23 protein-coding genes are annotated in these 19,021 nt (G+C 65.4%); 9 read left to right on the top strand and 14 right to left on the bottom strand.

All coding sequences use genetic code 11. The features are described from left to right. Positions 1-28: 28 nt before the first annotated feature. Positions 29-265, top strand: coding sequence for a hypothetical protein (locus HTUR_RS07735; RefSeq protein ID WP_049941654.1), 237 nt, complete (start codon positions 29-31; stop codon positions 263-265). A 12-nt stretch (positions 266-277) separates the two neighbouring features. Here HTUR_RS07735 and HTUR_RS07730 read toward each other — a convergent pair whose 3' ends face one another. The 6 genes from HTUR_RS07730 to HTUR_RS07705 form a co-directional block, all read right to left on the bottom strand. Beyond that, on the bottom strand, positions 278-901 hold the full coding sequence (locus tag HTUR_RS07730; RefSeq protein WP_049941653.1) for a uracil-DNA glycosylase: 624 nt from the start codon (positions 899-901) through the stop codon (positions 278-280). Positions 902-1,057: 156 nt separating this feature from the next. Beyond that, positions 1,058-2,065 carry a helix-hairpin-helix domain-containing protein gene (locus HTUR_RS07725; protein ID WP_012942761.1) on the bottom strand — a complete coding sequence of 336 codons (1,008 nt, stop codon included), beginning with the start codon at positions 2,063-2,065 and terminating at the stop codon, positions 1,058-1,060. A 249-nt stretch (positions 2,066-2,314) separates the two neighbouring features. Next, positions 2,315-2,599, bottom strand: coding sequence for a hypothetical protein (locus tag HTUR_RS07720; protein ID WP_012942760.1), 285 nt, complete (start codon positions 2,597-2,599; stop codon positions 2,315-2,317). Then, positions 2,596-3,672: an Mrp/NBP35 family ATP-binding protein gene (locus HTUR_RS07715; protein WP_012942759.1), complete on the bottom strand. Its 1,077-nt coding sequence runs from the start codon at positions 3,670-3,672 to the stop codon at positions 2,596-2,598. The genes HTUR_RS07720 and HTUR_RS07715 overlap by 4 nt, the downstream gene beginning before the upstream one ends. Before the next feature lie 116 nt (positions 3,673-3,788). Next, positions 3,789-4,109 carry a quaternary ammonium compound efflux SMR transporter SugE gene (gene sugE / locus HTUR_RS07710; protein WP_012942758.1) on the bottom strand — a complete coding sequence of 107 codons (321 nt, stop codon included), beginning with the start codon at positions 4,107-4,109 and terminating at the stop codon, positions 3,789-3,791. A 108-nt stretch (positions 4,110-4,217) separates the two neighbouring features. After that, positions 4,218-4,541, bottom strand: coding sequence for a hypothetical protein (locus HTUR_RS07705; protein ID WP_012942757.1), 324 nt, complete (start codon positions 4,539-4,541; stop codon positions 4,218-4,220). Positions 4,542-4,684: 143 nt separating this feature from the next. Between HTUR_RS07705 and HTUR_RS27320 the strand changes: the two genes are divergently transcribed. The 3 genes from HTUR_RS27320 (at position 4,685) to HTUR_RS07695 (ending at position 6,229) form a co-directional block, all read left to right on the top strand. Next, positions 4,685-4,825 carry a hypothetical protein gene (locus HTUR_RS27320; RefSeq protein WP_187291477.1) on the top strand — a complete coding sequence of 47 codons (141 nt, stop codon included), beginning with the start codon at positions 4,685-4,687 and terminating at the stop codon, positions 4,823-4,825. Between the two features lie 161 nt (positions 4,826-4,986). Further along, positions 4,987-5,313 (top strand): DUF5783 family protein, encoded by a 327-nt coding sequence (locus HTUR_RS07700; RefSeq protein ID WP_012942756.1) that lies wholly within the window; start codon positions 4,987-4,989, stop codon positions 5,311-5,313. A 64-nt stretch (positions 5,314-5,377) separates the two neighbouring features. Beyond that, the gene (locus HTUR_RS07695) at positions 5,378-6,229 is read left to right on the top strand and encodes a translation initiation factor eIF-2B (protein WP_012942755.1); all 852 of its coding nucleotides are present in this window, start codon (positions 5,378-5,380) and stop codon (positions 6,227-6,229) included. Positions 6,230-6,265: 36 nt separating this feature from the next. Here HTUR_RS07695 and HTUR_RS07690 read toward each other — a convergent pair whose 3' ends face one another. After that, entirely contained in the window at positions 6,266-6,988 is a 723-nt protein-coding gene (locus tag HTUR_RS07690) for a ThuA domain-containing protein (RefSeq protein ID WP_012942754.1), read from the bottom strand. Positions 6,989-7,267: 279 nt separating this feature from the next. Between HTUR_RS07690 and HTUR_RS07685 the strand changes: the two genes are divergently transcribed. Continuing rightward, complete coding sequence (locus HTUR_RS07685; protein ID WP_012942753.1) at positions 7,268-8,392, top strand: Gfo/Idh/MocA family protein; 1,125 nt, start codon at positions 7,268-7,270, stop codon at positions 8,390-8,392. Between the two features lie 138 nt (positions 8,393-8,530). On the opposite strand, the gene psmB is transcribed toward HTUR_RS07685, so the two are convergent. Continuing rightward, a complete protein-coding gene (gene psmB / locus HTUR_RS07680; RefSeq protein WP_012942752.1) occupies positions 8,531-9,262 on the bottom strand; it encodes an archaeal proteasome endopeptidase complex subunit beta in 732 nt (243 codons plus the stop codon). Positions 9,263-9,394: 132 nt separating this feature from the next. Next, positions 9,395-9,571, bottom strand: a complete 177-nt coding sequence (locus HTUR_RS27315; RefSeq protein WP_012942751.1) for a hypothetical protein — start codon at positions 9,569-9,571, stop codon at positions 9,395-9,397. A gap of 370 nt (positions 9,572-9,941) precedes the next feature. Between HTUR_RS27315 and HTUR_RS07675 the strand changes: the two genes are divergently transcribed. Both HTUR_RS07675 and HTUR_RS07670 read left to right on the top strand, forming a co-directional pair. Further along, positions 9,942-10,295 (top strand): DUF555 domain-containing protein, encoded by a 354-nt coding sequence (locus tag HTUR_RS07675; protein ID WP_008896827.1) that lies wholly within the window; start codon positions 9,942-9,944, stop codon positions 10,293-10,295. A 95-nt stretch (positions 10,296-10,390) separates the two neighbouring features. Continuing rightward, positions 10,391-10,930 (top strand): CBS domain-containing protein, encoded by a 540-nt coding sequence (locus HTUR_RS07670; protein WP_008896826.1) that lies wholly within the window; start codon positions 10,391-10,393, stop codon positions 10,928-10,930. A 52-nt stretch (positions 10,931-10,982) separates the two neighbouring features. Here HTUR_RS07670 and HTUR_RS07665 read toward each other — a convergent pair whose 3' ends face one another. The 5 genes from HTUR_RS07665 to HTUR_RS07645 are packed head-to-tail and all read right to left on the bottom strand — an operon-like array spanning position 10,983 to position 15,715. Beyond that, positions 10,983-11,681: an ABC transporter ATP-binding protein gene (locus HTUR_RS07665; protein WP_012942750.1), complete on the bottom strand. Its 699-nt coding sequence runs from the start codon at positions 11,679-11,681 to the stop codon at positions 10,983-10,985. Next, on the bottom strand, positions 11,681-12,460 hold the full coding sequence (locus HTUR_RS07660) for an ABC transporter ATP-binding protein (RefSeq protein ID WP_012942749.1): 780 nt from the start codon (positions 12,458-12,460) through the stop codon (positions 11,681-11,683). Before HTUR_RS07660 ends, HTUR_RS07665 begins: the two co-directional genes overlap by 1 nt. After that, on the bottom strand, positions 12,460-13,566 hold the full coding sequence (locus HTUR_RS07655) for an ABC transporter permease subunit (protein WP_012942748.1): 1,107 nt from the start codon (positions 13,564-13,566) through the stop codon (positions 12,460-12,462). Before HTUR_RS07655 ends, HTUR_RS07660 begins: the two co-directional genes overlap by 1 nt. Continuing rightward, positions 13,563-14,444, bottom strand: a complete 882-nt coding sequence (gene urtB, locus HTUR_RS07650; protein ID WP_012942747.1) for an urea ABC transporter, permease protein UrtB — start codon at positions 14,442-14,444, stop codon at positions 13,563-13,565. The genes HTUR_RS07655 and urtB overlap by 4 nt, the downstream gene beginning before the upstream one ends. A gap of 2 nt (positions 14,445-14,446) precedes the next feature. Further along, the gene (locus HTUR_RS07645; protein ID WP_012942746.1) at positions 14,447-15,715 is read right to left on the bottom strand and encodes an urea ABC transporter substrate-binding protein; all 1,269 of its coding nucleotides are present in this window, start codon (positions 15,713-15,715) and stop codon (positions 14,447-14,449) included. Between the two features lie 1,089 nt (positions 15,716-16,804). Here HTUR_RS07645 and HTUR_RS07640 point away from each other — a divergent pair. Together HTUR_RS07640 and ureC are read left to right on the top strand one after the other, a co-directional pair. Beyond that, positions 16,805-17,233, top strand: a complete 429-nt coding sequence (locus HTUR_RS07640; protein WP_012942745.1) for an urease subunit beta — start codon at positions 16,805-16,807, stop codon at positions 17,231-17,233. Continuing rightward, positions 17,230-18,936 carry an urease subunit alpha gene (gene ureC, locus HTUR_RS07635; RefSeq protein ID WP_012942744.1) on the top strand — a complete coding sequence of 569 codons (1,707 nt, stop codon included), beginning with the start codon at positions 17,230-17,232 and terminating at the stop codon, positions 18,934-18,936. The genes HTUR_RS07640 and ureC overlap by 4 nt, the downstream gene beginning before the upstream one ends. The last annotated feature ends 85 nt before the right edge of the window (positions 18,937-19,021 follow it).

Genomic DNA, 19,021 nt, shown 5'->3' with positions numbered 1-19,021 from the left:
TATGGTGGTGGACCGACAGCTATCGGCCATGGAAGACCAAACGCTCCCGCGATCGATTCCCGGGTCGGTCGGCTTACTCGGCGTCCTGACGGTCGTCCTGCTGGCGGCGCTCGGCGCCTGGAGCTTCGTCGACAGCAATCTGATCGGGTCCGGCGACTACCTCGCGCCGCTGCTCGGCATGCTCGCGGTCGTCGTCGTCGCGGTCGGCGCGCTGGCCGCCCTCGGCGCGCGATCCCGCGAGTGGCTCGCCAACCCCTACTGGTGACGAGTCGACCGCTTACCGCTCGCGTCGCCCCTTCGTCTGGCGGTAGTCCGAGGCCATCAGATCGACGAACTCCTCGAGCCACGCCTGCGTCTGCGCGTCGGACTGCTCGCGGGGATCGACCATCGGTACGAGTTCGAACCCGCGCCCGCGGATTCGCCGCGCGTGGTCGTCCGGCAGCGCGAGGTCGTCGGCCGGCGTCGTCGTGTACTCCACGCCGAGTTCCCGCAGCGGTCGCTCGCCGACGGGGACGAGGATTTCGGGGTTGATCATCCGGATTTCGGCGTTGAGATAGGGATCGCAGTTGCCGATCTCCTCGTCGGTCGGCCGCCGGTCGGGGTCGCGACAGCGAGTCAGATTCGTCAGGTAGACGTTCTCGAGGACCGGCTCGTCCGCCGGCGACGTCGCGTCGCAGAGCCCGAGGCGCTCGAGCATTCGCCGGAGCGTCGTTTCGGACTCGGCGCCGTCGGCCGCGGTCCCGTCTTCCGTCCCCGCGGCGAACGGGACGCCGATCGCGTCCGCGCTCGCGGTCGGTCGCTCGCCGACGAACAGGAAGTCCGCGTCGACGTCGCCGTAGCCGTGGACGACCTGCGTGCGCGTCTCACAGAGCGCCGGACAGTTCCGACACTCCTCGTCCATGCCGAACGGGTTCACCCGAGACTGTTGATTCGCGTCCACACTCGAGTCTCGAGGGAGGGACCTAAAAACGACGCGGCTGCTGCGGCTCACGTCGACGGAGCGTCGCCCGAAAAACGAACGGTCACGGCGGCGATTTCAGCGCGCTCGGCTGTCCGACTACGCCTGGGACTGGGCGGCCTGAATCCAGTCGGCCGCGCGGGCTTGCGAGATCTCCGCGGCCTCTGCGACGGTGGTCGCTTCCGTTCTGGCGAGGTCGGCGATGGTCTCGATGCCTGCCTCGGCGAGACGGTCGGTGTAGGTCTGGCCGACGCCCTCGAGAGACTGCAGGTTCTGTTCCTCAGCGTTGTCGCCCCGTTCGGTCGCGGTTTCGATCGCGTCCGTCGTCTCGACCGCGAGGTCCTCGGTCGCTTCGGCGGCCTCGCCGACCAGATCCTGCGCGTTGCGCTGGCTCGTCTCCGCGATCGACTCGGTGGACTCCTGGGCCGTCTGTGCGACCGCTTCGGTCGACTGCTGGACGGTGTCGGCGACGTCTTCGGTCTGCTGCTGGACCGTCTCGGCGGCCTCCTCGGCGCGGCGGACGCCCTCGACGGTCTGCTGTTCGGTCTCCTCGTGGGCCTCGAGCATCGACTGCGTCGAGTCGGCGAGCACCTGCTGTTGCTGGTCGGTCAGTTCGCCGACCGCCTCGATAAACCCGTCCTCGAACTCATCCCAGGTCTCGTCTTGGGTCCGTTCGAACTCGTCGAATCCGTCGTTGACGGCCGAGCGAACGTTGAACTCGTCGCCGTCCATGATGGACTCGAGGGCGTCGAACTGCGCGTGAAGCATCCGCTGGACGAGGTCGGCGTGCTGATCAAATCCCTCGTTGAACGCCTGCTTGGTCTGTGCCGTCCCCTCTTCGAACCCGTCGTCGACGGTCGATCGGACGTCGTAGGCGTCCTCGTCGACGGCGTCCTCGAGGGCCTCGAGCTGGGCGTCGAGGAACCGACGGGCGAGTTCGGTTCCCTGCCGCTGGGCGCTTCGCTGGGCCGCGAGTCCGTTGCGCAGGAACGATTCCATCGCGTTCTCCTGGAACTCGATGCCCTGCTCGAACAGCTGTTGGCTCTGTCTGATCGACTGGCGCTGCAACTCGAACGTGGCTTCGATCGGTGTGGTGGCGTCGGTCATCGCTATCTCTACCGACAACCGCCAGCGGGATAAGTGACACCCCTAAATGGTTTTAGACACCATTTGATACCACAGAATGGGGAAATACATCATCGTAGCTACAGCTAGCGGTTTTCCGTCGCAGTGTCAACGATAGTACGGGTGGTCCGATATCTGCGAGTACGGCAGTCGTCCCCGAATCATCGCTCGCGCGTGACGAACACATACTCGACATCGGCGACCAGCCGAGTCATGCGCTTCGGCGGCCGTTCAGCGATCGAGGCCGCCGCGCTCGGTGACCTCGAGGATGAACTTGACGTTGCGGACGATCTCCTCCGGCGTGGTCTCCTCGTCGGGATCGTAGAGGTCGCTGGTCCGATAGAGGATGTTGGCGAGCTGTTTGCTCTCGCCGGTCTCGCCGCGGACGTCGTCGGCGACGTCGCGGAGCGCCGCGACGCGTTCGGGATCGGGTTCGAACTCGGGTGCGTCAGCGTCCGTTCCGTCGCTCGATCCGGTGTTTCCGTTCGCCGAACCGGCGTCGTCGTCCGCCGTCATCGATCGGCCGAGGCCGCCTCGTTCCGTCTCGCCTGGGAGACGCCGCGCCGGTGGACGATCCCGGTGTTGTTCGCGACGTTCTCGGTGATCGTCCGGAAGGCGTCGCCGGTGGCGCTCTCGTCCTCGAGGACGGTCGGTTTCCCGCCGTCGCCGCCCTCGCGGACGGCCGGATCGAGCGGGATCGAGCCCAGGAACGGCAGCTCGTGTTCGTCGGCGAACTCCCGGCCGCCACCGGAGCCGAAGATGTCGTGTTCGCCGCCGCAGTCAGGGCAGGCGAACGTCGACATGTTCTCGGCGATACCGAGCACGACGGTGTCGTGTTTGGCGAACATCTCGAGGCCCTTGCGGGCGTCGTCTAAGGCGACGTCCTGGGGCGTCGTGACGATCACGGCGCCGGTGACGGGCATCGTCTGGAGCATCGTCAGCTGGGTGTCGCCGGTCCCTGGTGGGAGGTCGATGACGAGGTAGTCGAGATGGCCCCACTCGACGTCCTCAGTGAGCTGGGTAATGACCTTGTGGACCATCGGGCCGCGCCAGATGACGGGGTCGTCCTCGCCGGTGAGGAAGGCCATGCTCATCAGCTTCACGCCGTACTTCTCGGGGGGCACGAGCGTCTCGTCCTCGGTGGCCATCGGCGGCTCGTCGGCGTCGACCATCCGCGGCACGTTCGGGCCGTAGACGTCGGCGTCGAACAGGCCGACGGTCGCGCCCAGCCGCGAGAGGCCGGCCGCGAGGTTGACGGCGACCGTCGACTTGCCGACCCCGCCCTTCCCGGAGGCGACGGCGATGACGTTCTTGACGCCCGGCAGCACCTGGTCCTCGTTGGCGACGTCGTCCCGGTCGGGAACGCTCGCCGAGAGGTCCGGCTCGAGACCCTCGTCCTCGAGTAGTCTGCGCACCTCGCCGGCGATATCGGTCTCGGTGGGAGAGTAGGGCGCCCCCAGCGCGAGATCGATATCGACCTGCTCGCCGTCGACGGTGATGTCGTTGACGAGTCCGAGTGAGACAATATCGTCGCCGAGTTCCGGATCTTCAACCGTCCGGAGTCGGTCGCGAACGGCGGCTTCGTCCATGTCACTAGCTACTTCCGGGCGTCGAAAAGGGTTGTGTTCCCACGAAACGGCTCCGCCGTTTCGAACGATCTCGCTCACTTCGTTCGCTCGACCCGCGGCCCGCCGTCGGTCGGTCGTCAGTGGCCCCCGGTGAGGTGTAGTCCGACGATGCCGACGACGATCACGCTGAGGAAGGCGACTCGAGTCGCCGACGCGGGTTCGTCGAAGAGGACGATTCCGAGCGACGCGGTTCCGACGGCGCCGATCCCCGTCCAGACCGCGTAGGCCGTCCCCACCGGCAGGTCCCGAACGGCCAGGGCCAACAGCCCCATGCTGATGACGAGGGAGACGACGGTAGCGAGCGTCGGGAGCGGCCTCGAGAGCCCGTCAGAATACCCGAGCCCGATCGCCCAGCCGATTTCGAACAGTCCCGCGAGCACCAAGAGATACCAGGACATACTCGACTCGAGGGTCCGAACTGCTGGTATAGGCCCCTGTCGTTCTCGAGGCGACGACTCGGTACGGGCCGGTCCCAGGCCGATCCGCGAATTGACCGCGAACCCGTCTCAGGCGTTGAAATCGAACCGCGGCCCGCCGTAGGTCGGCGGATCCGGCTCGAGTTCGACCCCCTGTTCGTAGCGCACGAAGTTCAGATAAAACGGCCGTCCACAGCCCTCGACCGGCTCGCCTTCGAGGTCGGTGACGGGACCGTCCTCGCCACAGAGGAATTCGATTCCATCAGCAGACTCGCGGTCCGGATCGTCCGGGTCGGCGTACTCCCACCCCGGCTGTGGGCGCTTCGTGACCGACCGATCCGCCAGATCCGGCGGCCGCTCGAGGCTCACGACGGCGTTGCAGTGAGGACAGGTGTAGCGAACGGTAACGGTCATCGGCGGATCTAGGGGACTCGAGGACGTAAGTCTGCGGTCAGCGGTGCCAAACGCGGTTCGTGGGTTTCGGTCCCGGGCCCCCGCTGTCGTCGTGCGGTGGCGCGCGCTGTCGGCCGGTCGAGTGACGACGAGACCGGCCGACGATGCCGTGCGAGGTCGTCGCGAGCAGCGCGGGACCGAAGGTCCCGCGGGCCGTTCGCGCGGCGACGCCGCGCGAAGACGAAGCGAGTGACGGCTTGGAAGACGCAAAGCGTCTTCCAGTGGATGAGGACCGCAGCGACTGACGGGAGCGAGGACCGCAACCGGTTGGGGAGGGCGAGGCGATCCCTTGGTGCCACGATAGCAGAGCGGAATCGACACGTCCACGAGCAGTCGGTCGCTGGCTCGTATCTGTACGTCTCTGTCGTCCCGAACCGTTTACCTGCCTGCTGCTCAAGGCCCGAGTATGACCGAGTTCGACCCCGAGAAGTTCGAGGACAAGTACGTCCACTACTTCGAGGAACTCCAGGAGGCCTACTCGAACGCCTACAATCAACTCCACGGCCGATACGACTCAGCGATTCTCAAAGCGATCGACCGGAACGTCCTGAGCGAGAGCGAACCGTTCTACGAAGGCGATGGGGAGTTCCGCGTCGCCCTCCCCGACGAGCGCGTCGAGGAGGTCCGGGCCGCCGTCGGCGACGACGAGCGATTCGATACCGTCCTCGAGGAACTCACCACTCGAATCGAGACCGAACTGCAGCGGATCTTCGGCTTCGAACCGGACGCCTGACCCCGCGCCCGCGGCCGCTACCGACACCCGAACACCTTTCTCCTTGACGGGAATTCGTGCAGGTATGATCGACGAGACGGTCGAGCAGATCCAGGAGATGCAGACCCACAGCTCCTCGGTGGTGGCCGTCCGCGCGACGCGGGCCCTAGAGGAGTTACTCGAGCGGGAGTTCGCTACCGTCGAGGAGTACACGCGTGCCCTCGAGCGCAACGGCTCGGTGCTTCGCCGAGCGAACCCTTCCCACGCCTCGCTGCAGAACGCGGTCCGGGAGGTCGTCGACGACGTCACCGACGCCGACCCCGACAGCGTCGAGGAGGCCAAACAGTACACTCAGGATAAGATCGACGCGGTCGTCTCCCGCGTCGAGTCCGGGAAGGAACTCGCGGCCGAGAACGCCGCCGAGTTCCTCTCGGACGGCGCGACGCTGCTGACTCACGACTACTCCTCGACGGTGCTGGAGGCCCTCGAGCGGGCGACCGCCGACGGCAAGCAGTTCGAAGTCTACATCACCGAGGCCCGACCGCGCTTCATCGGGCGCAAGACGGCGCGAGCGCTCTCGGACCTCGATGGCGTCGAGACGACGCTGATCACCGACAGCGCCCACGGGGTCTACCTCGAGGAGTGTGACCGCGTCGTCGTCGGCATGGACTGCATCGTCGAGGACACGCTGTACAACCGCGTCGGCACGTTCCCGATCGCGTCGACGGCCGCGCGACTGGACGTCCCCGTCACCGTCCTCGGCTCGGCGTCGAAGATCGTCAGTGAGGGGTTCGTCTTCGAAAACGAGTTTCGGCCGGGAAGCGAGGTGATGCCGGAACCCGCGGAGGGCTTCGCCGTCGAAAACCCCAATTACGACGCGACGCCAATCGAACTGCTCGAGAGCGTCGTCACCGACGAGGGACGACAGACGTTCTAACCCGATGGCGCCCGCTTGGGCGGAATTCGCCCGAATTCAATCGCGTTCGCCGAACGTCCGGGGCGCCCCCTCCGTCGGCGTCGCCCAGTCGACGGCGTTGCGCAGCACCCGTCGGACGTCCTCGTGCTCGTAGATCGGATACTCCTCGTGGCCCGGCCGGAAGTAGAAGATCCTGCCGCTGCCCCGCCGGTAGCAACAGCCGCTGCGGAACACCTCGCCGCCCTCGAACCAGCTGGTGAACACCAGCCGGTCGGGCTCGGGGACGTCGAACGGCTCGCCGTACATCTCCGTTCGGGGGAGTTCGATCGATTCGTCGAGCCCATCGGCGATCGGGTGGCCGGGGTCGACGACCCAGAGCCGTTCGGTCCCCCCGTCCTCGCGGTACTGCAGGCTACAGGTCGTCCCCATGAGTCGTTTGAAGACCTTCGAGTAGTGCCCCGAGTGGAGGACGACCAGGCCCATCCCCTCGAGCACCCGCTGCTGGACGCGGTCGACGACCGCCTCCGAGACCTCGTCGTGGGCCTCGTGGCCCCACCACAGCAAGACGTCGGTCTCCTCGAGGACGTCCGGCGGAAGGCCGTGTTCGGGGTCGTCCAGCGTCGCGGTACGGATCTCGTGATCGGGCCCGTCGTCTCGCTCGTCGCCGCCGTCGTCCAGCGCGTCGGCGATCGTCGCGTGGATGCCGTCCGGATAGACGGCCGCGACGTCGTCGTCCTCGCGCTCGTGGCGGTACTCGTTCCAGATCGTAACGTCGGCCATCGAACGGCTATCGTCACGAACGCCCTTAGCTGAGGTGATACTGGCCTGTGACGGTTCGGCTTAACGATACGATTATTCGGACTGGTTCCCCGATGTCAGACAGCGATCGTATAACTATTACTGAACCACAGGACAATTGTACAGATTAATCGGTCACAAACCTTATTTCGATCGCCGACTGCTTCTCTCTATGGACTGGGACCGCACACAAATGCCCTCGAAATCGCTCGTTTCCGCTACCATCTCCTCCTGGACTCTTCATCAATCGGAGGTTTCGCGATGATCGGCGACGGTATCGGCGTCGGGATCGTCGGTCTGGGTGGGATGGGGAACCTGCACGCGCGTAGCATCGCCGATCTCGGTGCCGACGTCGTCGCCGGCACCGACCTCGTCGAGGCGCAGCGACGGCGCTTCGCCGACGAGTTCGGCGCGCGAACCTACGAGACCCACGAGGAGATGGTCGTCGAAGACGACGTCGACGCCGTCATCGTGACGACGCCCAACCGGTTTCACGAACCGATCGCCGTCGACGCCCTCGAGGCCGGCTGTCACGTGCTCGTCGAGAAGCCGCTGGCTCACACGATAGAGAGCGCCGAGCGAGTCGCCCGCACCGCCGCGCGCGCGGACGGGATCTGTATGGTCGGCTTCCACAACCGCCACGCCGCGTCCATGGCGATGTTCGACGAACAACACGCCCGCGGCCGCTTCGGCGACCTCACCCACGTCGAGGCCAACTACGTCCGCCGGCGGGGCGTCCCCGGCCCCGGCTCTTGGTTCACCGACCCCGAACTTGCCGGCGGCGGCGCCTTGCTCGACATCGGCGTTCACGCGCTCGATCTCGCCCTCTACGCGCTCGACTTCCCGGAGATCACCGAAGTGTCCGGCGTCACCCGGACGACGTTCGGCACCGACACGGAGTACGCCGACCCCGACGGTTTCGGCGACAACTGGGACGCCGAAGCGGAGACCTACGAGGTCGACGACTCCGTCAGCGCCTTCATCCGCACCGCCGAGGGCCAGACGATCTCGCTCGAGGCCGCCTGGGCGACCAACCGCGAGGAGAGCATGGATTTCCGCGTGCGCGGGACCGACGCCGGCGCGCAGTTCGACATCGGTGACACCACTCTCAACATCCTCGAGGCCGGCACCGCGGGCGGCGATCACTACGCCGACGTGACGATGACCGGCGACGAGTCGGTGACCGGCTACGCGGAACAGGACGAGCAGTTCCTCGCGGCGATCGCCGCGGGCGCGACGCCCGAGACGAACACCGTCGAGGAGGCCCTGACCGTCCAGCGCGTCATCGACGCGATCTACCGCTCGAGCGAGACGGGACGCGCGACCGAGCTCGCCGAACCACAGGTCTCGGAGTTCCAGCTCGAGCAGGCGACCCGACTCGAGTGACCGCGTAGGTCCGTCTCGGCTCTGAATTTCTCTCTCAGTCCTGCGACGATCGATACCAAACGGTTACTGCATTGAACGGAGCCGCGGCTCTGCCCACTGTAACAGCGAAAAATCGGATCCCGCTCGTCTCGAGCCGACTTACAGGACTTCGTCGAAGTCGTGGTGGCCGTGGATGTCGACGCCCTCGTCGGTGATCTCACAGAGGAAGACGCCGTTCCCGGAGCCGGTGTCTCGCTCGACGGCGGACTTGATGCCGTGGGCCGCGACCGAGACGGCCTCCTCGTTGGACATGTCCTCCTCGTAGGCCTGCTCGAGGTGTCCGTAGGCGAGTTGCATCCCGGAGCCGGTGACGGTGTAGTCGTCCTCCATGACCCCGCCAGCGGGGTCGATGCTGTAGACGTGGCTGCCCTCTTCGTCGACGCCGCCCAGGATCGGGTGGATGGCGAAGAACGGGCCGCCGCGAGCGAAGTTGCCCGCCAGCGTCGCGAGCGCGTCGATGCTCATCTGCTCGCCGCGTCGGGACTCGTAGAGGTTGACCTCGGCACGGAGACTCGAGATGAACGACTGGGCGCCGCCGACCGAGCCGACGAGCGTGAGCGCGCCGGTCGGGTGGATCTGCTCGACCTTCTGAACGTTCTTGTTCGAGACGAACCGGCCGCCGAGGCTGGCGCGCATGTCCGTCGCGATGACGACGCCGTCGGCCGTCGAGATGCCGATCGTCGTCGTTCCGGTCTTGTTGACGTTGTCGAGGTCGGCCCGCGTCAGGTCGTTCTGGGGCATCGAGCCGATCTCGGGCTCGTAGGGGTTCGGATCGTCGGCCAACTGGTCGACGGTACGGGAGAAGTCCGAATTATGCTGAGGTGCTCGCATTGACGAAACGTTACGACCGGCACGGTATAAAACACCGGCGGTCACCTCGGGGGTTTCCGCTTTTCGGACCGGTGGCTCTCGAGTCGAGAGCCCACAGAAACGGCGATTCGTCGTCAGTTCGGTTGGATTCTATTACTCCTCGGATTGGCGGGCCTCGAGAGCGTCCTCGACGTTCGCGAGGACGCGGTGGATCGGGAGCGTGACGCCGGCCTGGCGGGCGGCGATCGCGAGCGGCATCGCGACGATGCCGATCAGGATGCACAGTTGGTACAGGGCGAACAGGGTCGCGTGGTACACGCGGGATATCATCGACGTTCAGCCATGGCCAGACTATGGGGATATATAAATCTTCTCGTAATTCACTGACTATAACGATCGATAATCGTGTTTAAGGTCGACGCAGTCTTGCGATTCAACTGTAGTTGTAGTTCGAACCACTCGAGGCGCACTCGAGTCGATGTACGGCTATGCAGGCGGCAATTGACCCGGTCAATTCTCGTAACTTATGGGAACGATTCGGCTCACGTGCGCACCCGGCCCGCGGCGGTCGCGCGCCGCTGCGGACGCCCTCCACCCGGCGCTCGTCGCGAGTTCGTCGAGAACGAACCGGGCTCGAGAACGCGGCCGTTTGCCGGCGACGAACCGCAAGACAGGAAACCCCCCGGAACGACCACCACGTATGGGCAATTATCTCGTCGCGATGGAAGCCGCGTGGCTCGTTCGTGACGTCGAAGAGATCGACGACGCGATCGGCGTCGCCGTCAGCGAAGCCGGGAAACGACTCAACAGCGAAGACATGGACTACGTCGAGGTCGAGGTCGGCGCGACGGGCTGTCCCGCCTGCGGGGAACCCTTCGACTCCGCGTTCATCGCGGCCGACACCGCGCTCGTCGGCCTCGCCCTCGAGATGGAAGTGTACAACGCCGACAGCGAGGAACACGCCTCCCGAATCGCCAAGAGCGAAGTCGGCGGCGCGCTGCGTGACGTTCCCCTCTCGGTCGTCGACATCATCGAGACGGAAGAGGAGGACTGAGCGCGCCTCGGCGGTCGATCGGCGGTATCGGCCGACCGTCACGGGCGCGTCGACCGACCCAAAGTATTTTTGATAACCCGCAGTTATTGATCCGTATGGAACTTCCGACGCCCGCGGATCTGCGCCAGCGCCGTACCGAACTCGGGCTGACCCAGAGCGAACTCGCGGAGACGGCCGACGTCTCCCAGCCGCTGATTGCCCGAATCGAGGGCGGGGACGTCGACCCACGGCTCTCGACGCTGCGCCGCATCGTCAACGCCTTAGAGAAGGCCGAGAGCGACGTCGTCCGCGCCGAGGACCTGATGAACGAGGCCGTCGTCAACGTCGCCCCCGACGACGCCGTCAAAGAAGCCGCCCGGAAGATGGAGGAGGAAGCCTACTCCCAGCTCGCCGTCATTCAGGACGGCATTCCGGTCGGCTCGATCAGCCAGGGCGACCTCGTCCACCTCGATTCGGAGGCCCGCGACGAACCCGTCGAAGAACACATGAGTGAGAGCTTCCCGACGGTGTCGAAGGACGCGACGCTAGACGAAATCAGCAACTTGCTCGAACACTACAAGGCCGTGATGATCACCGAGGCCGGCGAGACGGTCGGGATCATCACCGAGGCCGACATCGCCTCGCGGTTCTCCTAGTCGGTCAGTCCTCGAGTTGGCGGTTCCTCTCGTCGACGCTCGAGTTCGCGGGTCATACCGCGAGATACTCCGTCACCGCGTCGCGGGACTCGAGGCGGTCGGGTCCGAGTTCGTCGACGATCTCTCCCTTGTCGATGGCGTAGCAGCGTTCCGCGAGGTTTTGCACGACGTGGAGGTTCTGTTCGACGAAGCAGATCGTCGTCCCGAGCTCCTCGTTGACGCCCCGCAGGTCCCGCGTGATGTCCTGAACGATCGAAGGCTGGACGCCCTCGGAGGGCTCGTCGAGGAGGAGCAGGTCGGGGTTGCCGATCAGTGCGCGCCCGATCGCGAGCATCTGCTGTTGACCGCCGCTCATCGTCCCCGCCTCCTGCTCGCGGCGCTCCTCGAGGATCGGGAAGTAGTCGTAGACGGCCTCGTACTGCAGGCAGTCGTTGCCCTCGTTGATCGTCTCGCCCATCCGCAGGTTCTCCTCGACGGTCAACTCGGGGAAGACGTCCCGACCCTGCGGAATGTAGCCCATCCCGCGGCGGGCGCGGACGTCGGCCGGCTCGTCGGTGACGTCCTCGCCGTCGAAGACGATGGTTCCCTCGTCGGCCTCGAGCAGGCCCATGACGGCCTTGATCAGCGTCGTCTTCCCGACGCCGTTTTTCCCCATGATGCCGACGATCTCCCCCTCGTCGACGGTGATGTCGACGTCGCGGAGGATCGGTGTCTTGCCGTACGACGCGCGCAGGTTCGTGAGTTCGAGCATCAGTGATCTTCCCCCAAATAAATCCGCTTGACTTCGGGATCGTTCTCGACCGCCTCGATGGTTCCTTCTCGGAAGATCGAGCCCTGATCGAGGACGGTGACGCGATCCGCGATCGATTCGACGAAGTCGATGTCGTGTTCGATGACGATCAGCGCGACGCCGTCGTCGTCCGAAATCTCCCGCAGCAGGTCGGCGATCTCGGCGGTCTCCTCGACCGAGAGGCCGGCGACCGGTTCGTCCAGCAACATGAGGTTCGGCTCCAGCGCCATCGCCATCCCGATCTCCAGTCGCTGCTGTTGGCCGTGCGAGAGGTTCGAGGCGACGGTGCCGTGCTCGGCGAGCAGGTCGAAGCGTTCGAGGATCTCGCTCGTTCGCGCCTCGAACGCGTCGCCGTCGGCGACCTGCTGGAGCGGGATCCGCAGGTTCTGTGCTACGGTCAGCCCCTCGTAGATGCTCGGCACTTGAAACTTCATGCTGATGCCGCGGTCGACCCGCTCGTACGAGGGCAGGTCGGTGATGTCGTGACCGTCGTAATAGATCGCCCCCGCCGTGGGCTCGAGTTGGCCCGTCAGCAGGTTGAGGAAGGTGCTCTTCCCCGCGCCGTTGGGACCGATGAGACAGCGCAGTTCCCCTTCCTCCAGACTGAAGTCGACATCGTCGGTCGCGGTGAGGCCGCCGAACTCCTTGCGCAGATCCCGCGTCTGGAGGATCCGCGAGGAGCCCTCGCCGGTCTCGTCGACGGCCTGCGTCGTCATGACGGTCGGATCACTGGCCCCCATCAGTCGCTCACCTCCTCAGTGCCGGCCGGCGCGTCTGCCGGCGTCGGCTCGGACGAGCGGTAGTCGACGACGAGATCGCGGAGCCGCGGCGCGACCCCCTCGGGCATCACGAGGACGACGAACACCAGCAGCGAGCCGATGATCACCAGCGCCCACTCGCTGCCCGAGAGCGCGAGCTGATAGTCGACGAACTGGATCGCGAGCGCGGCGCCGACGGTGCCCAGAAGCGAGGTCCGGCCGCCGACGCTGGCCCAGACGACCGGCAGGGCGGCGGCGGTGATGCCGAACACGCTCGGATCGATGTAGTTGTTCTGCGTGGTGAACAGGACGCCGCTGAGGCCGGCGATCGCACCGCCGATCGTGAACACGGCGAACTTGATGAACGTCGTGTTGTAGCCGAACATCTCGGTCCGGCTCTCGTCCTCGCGGGTCGCGACCATCGCGTACCCGAACCGACTGTTGACCAGCGCGCGCAGGCCGAGGTAGGTCGCCGCGAGCGCGCCCAGCGTCACGTAGTAGTGGCCGACGATGCCGATCTCGAGGCCGATCGAACCGATTCCGATCCCGAGGTCGGGGACGCCGCTCATCCCGTTGAACCCGCCGAGACGGGCGTCGCCGATCGCCCACTCGCCGCCGGCGGTCTGGCCCATAAACGTATAGAGGACCAGCGCGACGACGAGCGTTAAGATCGTCACGTAGACGTCCCGGACGCCGCCGTAGAACATGAAGTAGCCCAGCGCGGCGGCCACGAGCGTCGAGACGGCGACCGCGGCCAGCAGCCCCAGCGTCGCCCCGGTCAGCGTCGGCACGTTGATCGCGACGACGCCGAACGCGTAGCCGCCGATGCCGAAGAACGCCACCTGGCCGAAGCTCAAGATTCCGCAGTAGCCCCAGATAAAGGCGAGGCTGACGCCCAGCAGGGCGTACGCGAGGAACACGGCGCCGATCTCGGCGGCGTAGTAGCCGAAGAGGGCCGGCAGCGCCGCGAGGACGGCTACGGCGGCGACGAATCCGAGCCAGAAGCCCGGCGTGTTCCCCATCGTGTTCGGCCCCTCGAACGGCCGGCGGAGCCCGGCCAGCAGTCCGTCGCTCGAGCCGATGCTCATTCGCTCTCACCCCACTTCTCGCGGAGATCGGACAGCAGCCCGGTGATCCCGTCGGGCATCAGACGGATGGCGACGATGGCGGCGACCAGCATCGCGACCTGTCCCATGAAGGTCCCGGCGATGTTCGTGAACGCGGCGTTGACCGTGCCGAGGAACCCGCTTGCGAGGATCGTCCCGAGGAGGACCGAGGAGCCGCCGACGACGACGGCGACGAACGACTCGACGAGGAAGCTGGTCCCGTACTCGGGCGTGACGGTCATCACGGGCGCGTACAGCGCGCCAGCCAGTCCGGCGAGCCCGGAGCCGATGGCGAACGTCGACATGTACATCTGGTCGGTGTCGACGCCCATGCTGCGGGCGGTCTCCTCGTCTTGCATCGTCGCGCGTGCGCGGACGCCGAAGTCGGTCCACGTGAACAGCGCGTACAGCCCGCCGAGCACGCCGACCGCGACGACCGCGAGCACGAGGTAGTAGACCGGCCCGTCGACGACCGGGAGCTGGCCGAACGGGATCCCCACGCCGGGCGCGGTGTTGCCGAAGGCGATCCGGGTTAGCTGGATCATCACGAGGCTGATCCCCCACGTGACGACCATCGAATCGAGCAGCCGGCCGTAGAGCCGGCGGATGATCAGCCGCTCGAGGACGAGCCCGAAGGCGGCCGTCGCGACGACGCCGACGGCCATCGCGACCGCCAGCGGCAGGCCGGCGGCGACGGCGAAGGAGGTCGCGTAGGCGCCGACGAGGATGAACTCGCCGTGGGCGAGGTTGATGATCCCCATCATGCCGAAGATCACCGCCAGTCCCACCGTCGCGAGGACGATGAAGGCGAAGATCTCGACGAACTCGAAGCCGAGGTTCAGGAGTTCCGGTGTCGCCACGGTCAGATCACCTCGTAATAGTCCGCCGGTTCGTACTGGGTCTGTTCGGCTTCGCTCGTGAGATCACAGCCGACGTCGTGCAGGAACGACGGTTCGATCGTCCGCTCGTCGTCGAAGGTAATCTCGTGGGTCTCGTCCGCGTGTGCGACTCGCATGTTGTGTTCGACGTGATGGGTCGCCGGATCGAGCGTGACGTCGCCCTCCGGCGCTTCGACTTCGATTCCGCCCTCCAGTTCCTCGATCACCGCCTCCTGATCGAACGTGCCCGCGCGTTCGACCGCCTCCTTGTACAGGTAGACCGAGAAGTAGTTGTTCTGGGCCTCCTGGTTGATGTACTCGGCGTCGTCCCAGCGGTCGTAGTAGCGCTCGACGAACGCCTCGTTGCGTTCGGTCGGCAGCTCCTCCATGTAGCTGACGCCGGCGTAGACGTCCTCCAGGGCGGGCGGATCGATCCGCAGGTGTTCGCGCTCCTGTGCCATGTTCGTCGACGTCCCGACCGGGATGTCAGTGAGCCCGCTGGCCAGTCGCTGCTCGTAGAACGAGGAGTGGTCCTGGCCGACGAGCATCGACATCACGAAGTCGGGATCGGCCGACTGGATGTCGTTGATCGTCGAGCCGAACTGCGACTCGCCCAGCGGGATGTACTCCTCGCCGACGACCTCGGCGCCGTGTTCCTCGGCGATGATCTTCACCCAGTCGCCCGACAGCTGTCCGAAGTTGTAGTCCGCGGCGATCGTGTAGATCTCGTCACCGTACTCCTCGATCATGTAGGGGACGACCGCGCCGAGTTGCTGGCGGGCCGTCGCGCCCAGCGGGAACACCGTCTCATCGCAGACGCCGCCCTCGTACTGGGTCGTATAGAAGTACAGCTGCTCGTGTTCGTTGACGATCGGCCGGATCGCCTCCCGGGTCGCACTCGAGTAGCCGGCCCACATGACGTCGACGTCCTCCCGATAGATCGCGTACCGGGTGAGGTCCTGGTAGCGCATGTTGTCCGACTGCGGGTCCGGGGCGAAGACCTCGATCTCCTCGCCCAAGATCCCGCCGTCGCGGTTGATCTCCTCGATGGCCAGCTTCGTCGTCCGGTACTTGGCCGTCCCCGTCAGCGCGAACGTTCCGGAGCGGTCCTCGAGAATGGCGACCGTCGGGCCGCTCGAGCCGTCGCTGAGCCCGACGAGGCCGCCTTCTGCGACGCAGCCGGCGAGTCCGGCGAGGACGCTCGCAGAGCCCCCGGCGAGAACGTCGCGTCGGGAGCACCGACGGCCGGTCACGCGCGATCACCGGTGCCGGTCACACCCGTCGAATCGGTCGACGCGCTCATCTCGGCCTCCCTCCGTCGACCGTCGACTTCGTTCCTCCGCTCTTCCCGAACTGATTCCGGATTGTGGACAACGATTGTCCGATCATATCACTGAATACTTGAAAATAGAGCAGGTATAAAAGGATTGTCTCAAGAGAGTACAATCGCTATAGTGGTATTGGGAACTGGGTAAACGTCCGCAATGGGACAGTAGTCCCTAGTATTCCAGACGAATATCCGGTTCGGTCCGAATATAGCTGCAAACGTTCGGCGAATAGGCCAGATTTCGCCGTCACGAACCGGTAGTCTCCGTCTCGACGATCGTCAAATTATACTCGATCGGTCGAAGGCAGCCGGTAGCGTCCGTGATTCGACGAAAATCTCCGAGGACCGTTACTTTTCATTGACTAGTAGTATTCCGCCTAACCGTCGGTACTCTCCCGATCCTCGGCTTCTACGAGCAGATTTATCGAACGTTCACGTTCGAGGGGAGATCGAACGAACGGATCTGACTCGAGATTCGATTGACGAACTGAAGTCGATGGCGATAATATTCGATGAATGGTCATCAGATTCGTCCACAGTACCACATCGTCCGTCCGCGGTCGATGTGACCGTTTTAGGACGATGGTGTTGTACCGGCGCTCCAATCACCGTATTATTCTGCTGGGTTGTCAAATTCGCCGAATCCGGGCGAACGTCACCGCACGAGTTGGTTCGATCGGCCGCTCGGGACTCGCAGGCGGTGATCTGCTCCGATAGCGACCACACTCCGATACCGCAGGCGGCGAGACGAATCGCGCGCGATAGCCGGCGCTGACGGCGGGAGTCGGGCCGCGTCGGCGAGCGAGGTGACGAACGAACGCCCAATCCTAATATATCCTTTATGAGTGGATATTTGAGGAACGGGGTATTTAGACTATCGTGGTAGAATATCGTAATCGGATGGGCAAGTATTGTTGTTCCCGAAGCTATTTACGTCGTTCGTCCTCCTATTTTGCGCCGTGATGAACTATCGTTTTCGTCAACCTGGCGGCCGGCCGGCCGGCGTGATCGACCGATGAGCGGGTTCGTTCCGGGCGAGTTGCGCCCGGCCGAGGAACCGGTTCGGATCAACGAGGGCCGCGAGACGGGAACGGTGACCGTCGAGAACACCGGCGATCGGCCCGTACAGGTCGGCTCGCATTTTCATTTCTTCGAGGTGAACCCCGGTCTGACGTTCGATCGTGAAACCGCCTACGGCATGCGACTCGACATTCCGGCGGGAACTGCGATCCGCTTTGAACCCGGCTGCGAGCGCGAGGTCGACCTCGTCGCCATCGGCGGCGACCGGATCGTACACGGCATGGGCGGACTGGTCGGCGGCGACCTCGACGACGAGGCGATCGAAGCGCGGGCGATAAAGCGTGCTCGAGAACGGGGCTACATCACGGAGTCGACGACAGAGGAAGCTCCGGTGACCGACGATGCGACGGAGGGCGACGAATGAGCCGCAACCTTTCCCGCGAGGAGTACACGGAACTGTTCGGCGCGACCGAGGGCGATCGCCTCCGACTCGGCGATACGAACCTCTTCGCGGAGATCGAGACCGACTACGGCGTTCCCGGCGAGGAGGCCGTCTTCGGCGGCGGGAAGACGATGCGCGACGGGATGGGGATGCAGTCGGGAACGACCCAGGCCGAAGGGACCCTCGACTGGGCCTTTACGAACGTCGTGATAATCGATCCCGTGCTGGGGATTTGCAAGGGCGATATCGGCGTCCGCGACGGGAAGATCGTCGGCGTCGGGAAGGCCGGCAATCCAGACACCATGGACGGCGTCGACATGGTAATCGGTCCGAGCACCGATACCATCCCCGCTGACGGGTTGATCGCGACGCCCGGCGCGCTGGACATCCACGTTCACTTCAACAGCCCGCAACTGGTCGATCACGCGCTCGGATCGGGCGTCACGACGATGCTCGGCGGCGGCTTCGGCGGCGGTGCAACGACCTGTACGCCCGGGCCGCGGAACATCCAGCGGTTCCTGCAGGCCGCCGAAGAGTGGCCCGTCAACGTCGGCTTCTACGCGAAGGGCAACAGCAGCCGGCCCGAGGCGCTCGTCGAGCAGATCGAGGCCGGCGCCTGCGGCATGAAGCTCCACGAGGACTGGGGGTCGACGCCCGCCGCGATCGACACCTGCCTCGAGGTCGCCGACGAGGAGGACGTTCAGGTCTGCATCCACACGGACACGCTGAACGAGTCGGGCTTCGTCGAGCACACCTTCGACGCCATCGACGGGCGCGCGATCCACACCTTCCACATCGAGGGCGCCGGCGGCGGCCACGCGCCGGACGTCCTCGAGTTGATCGGCCACGAGCACATGCTGCCGTCGTCGACGAACCCGTCGATGCCCTACACCGAGAACACGTTTGACGAGCACCTCGACATGGTGATGGTCTGTCACCACCTCGATCCGGACATCCCCGAGGACGTCGCCTTCGCCGAGTCGCGCATCCGCGCGGAGACGATCGGCGCCGAGGACGTGCTCCACGACACGGGGGCCATCTCGATGATGACCACCGACTCCCAGGCGATGGGCCGGATGGCCGAACTAATCAGTCGGACGTGGCAGACCGCCCACAAGATGAAGGCCCAGCGCGGCCCGCTCTCCGCCGACGAGGGGACCGACGCCGACAACGCCCGCATCGAACGCTACGTCGCCAAGTACACGATCAACCCCGCCATTACGGCGGGGATCGACGACTACGTCGGCTCGCTCGAGCCCGGCAAACTCGCCGACATCGCCCTGTGGGATCCGGCCTTCTTCGGCGTCAAGCCGAAGGCCGTGATCAAGGGCGGCTTCCCGGTCTGGTCCCAGATGGGCGAGGCCAACGGCTCGCTGATGACCTGTGAACCGGTGATCGGCCGTGAGCGCGCCGGCGCGCAGGGCCGGGCGAAACACGGCCTCTCGGTGACGTTCGTCAGCGAGGCCGCCTACGAGAACGAGGTCGGCGACGCCTACGACCTGAAAACGCCCGTTCGACCCGTCACAGGCACGCGCGAGGTCTGTAAGTCCGACATGGTCCACAACGACCACTGTCCGGACGATATCGAGATCGACGCCCAGACGTTCGAGGTCGAAGTGGACGGCGAACACGTCACCTGCGATCCGGCCGACGAGATTCCGCTCGCACAGCGCTACCTACTCTAACCTATGGTCTACGACACGACAGCCACGACACCCGCGACGACGGTATCGCCGACGCGACCAGCCTCGAGACACCCGTCCCGGGAGG

This window comes from Haloterrigena turkmenica DSM 5511, from assembly GCF_000025325.1.
In the GTDB taxonomy this organism is placed as follows: Archaea; Halobacteriota; Halobacteria; order Halobacteriales; family Natrialbaceae; genus Haloterrigena; species Haloterrigena turkmenica.
This window is presented reverse-complemented; position numbering and strand designations above follow the sequence as displayed.

Excerpts from the sequence above, each read along its gene's own strand:
- HTUR_RS07655 (WP_012942748.1), bottom strand. The coding sequence starts at position 13,566 with ATGAGCATCGGCTCGAGCGACGGACTGCTGGCCGGGCTCCGCCGGCCG.
- HTUR_RS07685 (WP_012942753.1), top strand. The coding sequence starts at position 7,268 with ATGATCGGCGACGGTATCGGCGTCGGGATCGTCGGTCTGGGTGGGATG.
- HTUR_RS07735 (WP_049941654.1), top strand. The coding sequence starts at position 29 with ATGGAAGACCAAACGCTCCCGCGATCGATTCCCGGGTCGGTCGGCTTA.
- psmB (WP_012942752.1), bottom strand. The coding sequence starts at position 9,262 with ATGCGAGCACCTCAGCATAATTCGGACTTCTCCCGTACCGTCGACCAG.
- HTUR_RS07690 (WP_012942754.1), bottom strand. The coding sequence starts at position 6,988 with ATGGCCGACGTTACGATCTGGAACGAGTACCGCCACGAGCGCGAGGAC.
- sugE (WP_012942758.1), bottom strand. The coding sequence starts at position 4,109 with ATGTCCTGGTATCTCTTGGTGCTCGCGGGACTGTTCGAAATCGGCTGG.
- HTUR_RS07705 (WP_012942757.1), bottom strand. The coding sequence starts at position 4,541 with ATGACCGTTACCGTTCGCTACACCTGTCCTCACTGCAACGCCGTCGTG.
- HTUR_RS07730 (WP_049941653.1), bottom strand. The coding sequence starts at position 901 with ATGGACGAGGAGTGTCGGAACTGTCCGGCGCTCTGTGAGACGCGCACG.
- HTUR_RS07640 (WP_012942745.1), top strand. The coding sequence starts at position 16,805 with ATGAGCGGGTTCGTTCCGGGCGAGTTGCGCCCGGCCGAGGAACCGGTT.
- HTUR_RS07660 (WP_012942749.1), bottom strand. The coding sequence starts at position 12,460 with ATGGGGGCCAGTGATCCGACCGTCATGACGACGCAGGCCGTCGACGAG.
- HTUR_RS07670 (WP_008896826.1), top strand. The coding sequence starts at position 10,391 with ATGGAACTTCCGACGCCCGCGGATCTGCGCCAGCGCCGTACCGAACTC.
- HTUR_RS07720 (WP_012942760.1), bottom strand. The coding sequence starts at position 2,599 with ATGACGGCGGACGACGACGCCGGTTCGGCGAACGGAAACACCGGATCG.
- HTUR_RS07715 (WP_012942759.1), bottom strand. The coding sequence starts at position 3,672 with ATGGACGAAGCCGCCGTTCGCGACCGACTCCGGACGGTTGAAGATCCG.
- HTUR_RS07675 (WP_008896827.1), top strand. The coding sequence starts at position 9,942 with ATGGGCAATTATCTCGTCGCGATGGAAGCCGCGTGGCTCGTTCGTGAC.
- HTUR_RS07700 (WP_012942756.1), top strand. The coding sequence starts at position 4,987 with ATGACCGAGTTCGACCCCGAGAAGTTCGAGGACAAGTACGTCCACTAC.
- HTUR_RS27320 (WP_187291477.1), top strand. The coding sequence starts at position 4,685 with ATGCCGTGCGAGGTCGTCGCGAGCAGCGCGGGACCGAAGGTCCCGCGG.
- ureC (WP_012942744.1), top strand. The coding sequence starts at position 17,230 with ATGAGCCGCAACCTTTCCCGCGAGGAGTACACGGAACTGTTCGGCGCG.
- HTUR_RS07695 (WP_012942755.1), top strand. The coding sequence starts at position 5,378 with ATGATCGACGAGACGGTCGAGCAGATCCAGGAGATGCAGACCCACAGC.
- HTUR_RS07725 (WP_012942761.1), bottom strand. The coding sequence starts at position 2,065 with ATGACCGACGCCACCACACCGATCGAAGCCACGTTCGAGTTGCAGCGC.
- HTUR_RS27315 (WP_012942751.1), bottom strand. The coding sequence starts at position 9,571 with ATGATATCCCGCGTGTACCACGCGACCCTGTTCGCCCTGTACCAACTG.
- HTUR_RS07665 (WP_012942750.1), bottom strand. The coding sequence starts at position 11,681 with ATGCTCGAACTCACGAACCTGCGCGCGTCGTACGGCAAGACACCGATC.